Raw genomic sequence first — 4087 nt, 5'->3', positions numbered from 1 at the left:
GAGGCGCCGGTGACCATGTTGCGGGTGTACTGTTCATGCCCCGGGGTGTCGGCGACGATGAACTTGCGCTTGTCGGTGGAGAAGAAGCGGTAGGCGACATCGATGGTGATCCCCTGTTCCCGCTCGGCCTGCAGCCCGTCGAGCAGCAGCGCGTAGTCGATTCTTTCCCCCTGGGTGCCGACCCGCTTGCTGTCGGCTTCCAGCGCCGCCAGCTGGTCTTCAAAGATCAGCTTCGAATCCCACAGCAGCCGCCCGATCAGGGTCGACTTGCCGTCGTCGACGCTGCCGCAGGTGATGAAGCGCAGCATCGATTTTTCTTCCTGGGCCTTCAGGTAGGCGTGGATATCGTCTTTTATCAGTTCGGATTGGTTGTTCATAAACCCTCGAATTCGGCTAAGGGCTAAAGGCACAAGGCTAAAGGGTGTGATCCCTTTGACCTTTCGCCCTTAGCCTTTGGCCGCAGTTTGATTTTAAAAATACCCTTCCGCCTTCTTCTTCTCCATCGATCCGGCCTGGTCGTGGTCGATGGCCCGGCCCTGGCGCTCGGAGGTGCGGGTCAGCAGCATCTCCTGGATGATTTCCGGCAGGGTGGCGGCGGTCGATTCGACGGCGCCGGTCAGCGGGTAGCAGCCGAGGGTACGGAAACGCACCGACTTGTACTCGATTTTTTCCCCGGGACGCAGCTGCAGGCGATCATCATCGACCATGATCAGCAGACCGTCCCGCTCGACCACCGGGCGCACCTTGGCGTAGTAGAGCGGCACGATGGGGATGTTTTCGCTGTAGATGTACTGCCAGACGTCGAGTTCGGTCCAGTTGGAGAGGGGAAATGTGCGGATGCTTTCTCCCGGCTGAACCTTGGCGTTGTAGATGTTCCACAGCTCCGGGCGCTGGCTTTTCGGATCCCAGCGGTGATGCTTGTTGCGGAAGGAGAAGATCCGCTCCTTGGCGCGGGATTTCTCCTCGTCGCGGCGCGCGCCGCCGAAGGCGGCATCGAACTTGTACTTGTCGAGTGCCTGCTTGAGCCCCTCGGTCTTCATCACGTCGGTGTAGAGGGCGCTGCCGTGGGTGAAGGGCGAGACCTGCTGCCGCACGCCCTCCTCGTTGGTGTGAATGATCAGTTCAAAGCCGTATTCAGCGGCCATTCGGTCACGGAATGCGATCATCTCGCGGAATTTCCAGGTGGTGTCGACATGCATCAGCGGGAAGGGGGGGCGGGCCGGGTAGAAGGCCTTGCGCGCCAGGTGCAGCATCACCGCCGAATCCTTGCCGATGGAATAGAGCATCACCGGGTTTTCGAACTCGGCCGCCACCTCGCGAATGATGTGAATGCTCTCTGCTTCGAGTTGTTCCAAATGTGTCATGAGTTTCTTTCCTTAGCCCTTGGCCCTTGGCCTTTAGCCGCTTTTTTTCTTACCGATGCAGCCCGCATTCCTTGTGCTCCGGGTTTTCCCACCACCAGCGGCCGGCCCGGACATCTTCTCCCTCCTTGACGGCGCGGGTGCAGGGGGCGCAGCCGATGCTCGGATAGCCCTGCCGGTGCAGTTTGTGGATCGGAATCCGTTGCTCGCGGGCATAATCCCACAGCTGACGTTCACTCCAGTCGCAGAGCGGGTTGATTTTCAACAGGCCGTCATGGGCCCGGTCAACCTCGATCGGCAGGATGTCGTTGCGGGTCACGCTCTGGGCGCGGCGCATGCCGGTGACCCAGCCGGACAGCCCGGACAGGGCACGTCGCAGCGGCTCGACCTTGCGGACCGCACAGCATTGGTGGCGGTTTTCCAGGCTTTCACGGAAGGAGAAGAGCCCTTTTTGCCGTTCCAGCTGTTGAACCGCTTCGGCCTGGGGGAAATACCATTCGATCGACAGTCCATAGCGCTGGGAAACCGTTTCGGCGACGATGTAGGTTTCCTCCGGCAGACGACCGGTGTCGATGGCAAAGACCCCGAGGGGCAGCCCCGCCCGGGTCGCCAGGTCGATAACGGCGACATCCTCAACGCTGAACGAACAGGCCAGCGCCACCGGTCCCCCGGCTTGCGCGATACCCTGCCGCAGGATTTCCTCCGCAGCGGGCGGGTCGTTGGTTGTCAACCTTGCGGCGGTATGTCCCATGATCTGCCCCTTTTTTAAATGTAGTATTCGGGCTGCTGTTTTTCGCGGCCGAAGGAGATGCGGTTCCAGAGACGTTCGTGGCCGACGTAAACAAAAAACTTCAGGCAGGTGTCAGCCAACCCGATCTGGGCGGCGAAGGTCATTTCGCCGGTCATGGCATAGGCGATCAGGGCGGTGATGACCGTTGCGATAATGCGCCATGAAATGGCCTTGGCCAGGCTGCGCTGCGTTGATTCCATCGTTGAATGTGCCTCTGCTTCGATTGTATTTAAAACACTGAACGTGTCGGAAAAGGACAATATAAAACCCAACACGTTTAGTCAAGAAGAAAATGCAGGACAAAACAACATAAAAAGCCGTAGTTTAGGGCGGGTGAGGTACTGCTTAATTTGGAGCCATCGGTGATTAAAAAAGCGACAGATTGCGGGGTGGAAATGAACCGCGACGGGGAATGTCAGCCGTTTCGTCGGCTGGTATGCATGTTGAAAGAAGAGCCCGGAACCGGCTTGGGGGCCGGTATTCAATCTGAGCGAGGAGGTTGCTGACAATGGAGTCCGCAATGGTGTCCCTGCGTCACGGTGGTGACGTTCTTTTTCTTATGCTCGGCGCAGTCATGGTTTTTGCCATGCACGCCGGGTTCGCCTTTCTTGAAGTTGGTTCCGTCCGGCAGAAAAGCCAGGTCAATGCCTTTGTCAAGATTCTCACCGACTGGTCGGTCTCGACCGTGGTCTATTTTCTGATCGGCTACCCGATCGCCTACGGCGTCAATTTTCTCGCCCCGGCCGGTTCGTTGCTCGGCGACAACAACGGCTATGAGCTGGTGCGTTTCTTCTTCCTGCTCTGCTTCGCCGCCTGTATCCCGGCGATCATCTCCGGCGGCATCGCCGAACGGGCCAAATTCTGGCCGCAGGTGGTGGCCGGCGGCATTTTTGCCGGTATCTTCTATCCCTTTTTCGAATCGCTGATCTGGGGGCAGAACAGCTCCGGTCTGCAGGGCTGGCTGGAATCAACCTTCGGTGCCGGTTTCCACGATTTTGCCGGCAGCGTGGTGGTCCACTCCATGGGCGGCTGGCTGGCGCTGCCCGCGGTCATCATCCTCGGTCCCCGCCTGGGGCGCTGGGTGCGCGGCCAGAGCAAGGCGATCCCGATTTCCAATATCCCCTTCCTGGCCCTCGGCAGCTGGATCCTGGCGGTCGGCTGGTTCGGGTTCAATGTCATGAGCGCCCAGAATCTGGAAGGCATTTCCGGACTGGTGGCGGTCAATTCGCTGATGGCGATGGTCGGCGGGGTCCTTTTTGCCCTGGTCGCCGGTAAGAATGACCCGGGTTTCGTGCACAACGGCGCGCTGGCCGGCCTGATCGCCATCTGTGCCGGTTCCGACCTGGTGCATCCGATCGCCGCGTTCTTCATCGGCGGCATCGGTGCGTTGATTTTCGTCTACGGTTTTGAACTTGAACAGGAAAAACTGAAAATCGATGACGTCCTCGGTGTCTGGCCGCTGCACGGTCTGATCGGCAGCTGGGGCGGCATCTCGGCGGGGATCTTCGGCCAGACGATGTTTCTCGGCATGGGCGGCGTCAGCTTCATGTCCCAGTTGATCGGCACCCTGCTGGCGATCGTCTTCGCCCTGGTGGTCGGTTTCGTGGTCTACGGGGTGATCGCCAAGACGGTCGGTTTCCGGCTGGAGGATGAGGATGAGTTCCGCGGTCCGGATTTGTCGATTCATAATATCCACGCCTACCCCGAAGAATCGGTTAAGTAGTGAGGGCGGCCGATACGCACCCGTCTGCTGCGTTGCTCTCGCCTTCAGTCGCTGCGACGTAGCTGCCGCTACGCCTCATTCCTCGGCACGTGAGACGCCTTGCAGCTGCACACGTCTCGACCGCCTCGGAACGGTGGTGGGGGGGGCGGCCGATATCTGCACACATCTCGACCGCCTCGGACCGGTTTCTGGATCGAGGCGGTTCTTTTTTCT

General features: G+C 59.7%; 5 protein-coding genes. 1 reads left to right on the top strand and 4 read right to left on the bottom strand.

Features of this window, described 5'->3' with window-relative positions:
- The 4 genes from B5V00_RS16695 to B5V00_RS16680 all read right to left on the bottom strand — a co-directional run.
- On the bottom strand, nucleotides 1-377 hold a 377-nt coding region (locus B5V00_RS16695; protein WP_245804005.1), incomplete at its 3' end, for a GTP-binding protein.
- A gap of 93 nt (nucleotides 378-470) precedes the next feature.
- Nucleotides 471-1364, bottom strand: a complete 894-nt coding sequence (gene cysD / locus B5V00_RS16690) for a sulfate adenylyltransferase subunit CysD (RefSeq protein WP_085011942.1) — start codon at nucleotides 1362-1364, stop codon at nucleotides 471-473.
- A 49-nt stretch (nucleotides 1365-1413) separates the two neighbouring features.
- Nucleotides 1414-2112: a phosphoadenylyl-sulfate reductase gene (locus tag B5V00_RS16685; protein ID WP_085011941.1), complete on the bottom strand. Its 699-nt coding sequence runs from the start codon at nucleotides 2110-2112 to the stop codon at nucleotides 1414-1416.
- Nucleotides 2113-2126: 14 nt separating this feature from the next.
- Complete coding sequence (locus B5V00_RS16680) at nucleotides 2127-2351, bottom strand: DUF2061 domain-containing protein (RefSeq protein WP_085011940.1); 225 nt, start codon at nucleotides 2349-2351, stop codon at nucleotides 2127-2129.
- 308 nt (nucleotides 2352-2659) lie between these two features.
- Between B5V00_RS16680 and B5V00_RS16675 the strand changes: the two genes are divergently transcribed.
- On the top strand, nucleotides 2660-3874 hold the full coding sequence (locus tag B5V00_RS16675) for an ammonium transporter (protein ID WP_085011939.1): 1215 nt from the start codon (nucleotides 2660-2662) through the stop codon (nucleotides 3872-3874).
- Nucleotides 3875-4087: the final 213 nt, after the last annotated feature.

The organism is Geothermobacter hydrogeniphilus (assembly GCF_002093115.1).
GTDB classification, from domain to species: domain Bacteria; phylum Desulfobacterota; class Desulfuromonadia; order Desulfuromonadales; family Geothermobacteraceae; genus Geothermobacter_A; species Geothermobacter_A hydrogeniphilus.
The sequence above is the reverse complement of the archived record's forward strand: the minus strand, read 5'-3'. Positions and strand labels throughout refer to the sequence as shown.

Bases quoted from the DNA above. Each gene is read 5' to 3' on its own strand.
- cysD (WP_085011942.1), bottom strand. From the start codon at position 1,364: ATGACACATTTGGAACAACTCGAAGCAGAGAGCATTCACATCATTCGC.
- B5V00_RS16685 (WP_085011941.1), bottom strand. From the start codon at position 2,112: ATGGGACATACCGCCGCAAGGTTGACAACCAACGACCCGCCCGCTGCG.
- B5V00_RS16680 (WP_085011940.1), bottom strand. From the start codon at position 2,351: ATGGAATCAACGCAGCGCAGCCTGGCCAAGGCCATTTCATGGCGCATT.
- B5V00_RS16675 (WP_085011939.1), top strand. From the start codon at position 2,660: ATGGAGTCCGCAATGGTGTCCCTGCGTCACGGTGGTGACGTTCTTTTT.